A 981-nucleotide genomic window follows, 5' to 3' on the forward strand; every position below is an offset into this window, starting at 1 on the left:
TATCCTTTTGCAATCAATTCGAAATTCATTAGCTTTGATTTAAAGAAAATTTTTTATGGCATAGATCTTTGCACAGGAGTTTTTGACACTCATTTTTCCTTTCATTATGAAATAGATCAAAAGCTTGAAGAAAATAAAGAATTTCTTTTAAAAAGACTTTTATCTTATTTGATTATTGATGAGAAAAGAAATGCAACTGCTTTAGAGGATATAAAAGAACAAAAATATATTATAGATGATTATACTTTTTATTTTAAAGAGTTAAAATCTTTAGAACTTAAAAAATGCACTATATATCAACTTCCTTGTAATCATCCTTTGTTTAAAGAGTTTAGAAATAAAGAAAAGCAAATTAGTGCTTTTAAAAAGGATGAAGATAGTCCTATTCATGCTTACAATGAAGCTTTACAAATTTTACAAGATTTTGCTAATGGAATTTACAATACAAGTAAAGATAAAACAGGAAGATATATAGAAGATAAAAATAAAACCAGAAGATTACTAGAAAAACTCAATATCATAGGACAAAACAATCTTAAGGCTATGTATATGGGGATAAATGGAAATAAAGAAAGCTTGAAAGCTATAGGCAAAAGAGAAAATAACACTAGCAAAGCAAGTGCAAATGCTGACATCACATCAGAAACAAAAACTCCGCCTAATTTCATAGGCAGACTAGCTACAACTATAATCATGGAAGATGGTTTATATATAGGATGAAAGGATAAAAATGAGTGAAACTTACGAGATTTATACACCTAATGGTGGTATATTAGATGTAGAAAAAAAACGAATAAAATTTTATTATATGATGGGGGAGCTAAGGTAGGCAAATACACCCAAGAATATTCTAAAGCTTTGTTTGAAGCTGATCGTATATTAAGAACTTCTCCTTATATTAATTATCAACCTAGGTATCTAGATCCTGAATTTCACACAGGGGAGAAATCTACTTTGCTTGAATTTAAAGATTGGCAAAGC

2 pseudogenes are annotated in these 981 nt (G+C 28.3%); both read left to right on the plus strand.

From position 1 onward, the window contains the following. Nucleotides 1-720, plus strand: a pseudogene (locus AJ939_RS04455) (hypothetical protein); the annotation flags it as partial. Between the two features lie 10 nt (nt 721-730). Continuing rightward, nucleotides 731-981, plus strand: a pseudogene (locus AJ939_RS11120) (hypothetical protein); the annotation flags it as partial.

This window comes from Campylobacter sp. BCW_6889 (assembly GCF_001762535.1).
Taxonomy (GTDB): domain Bacteria; phylum Campylobacterota; class Campylobacteria; order Campylobacterales; family Campylobacteraceae; genus Campylobacter_D; species Campylobacter_D jejuni.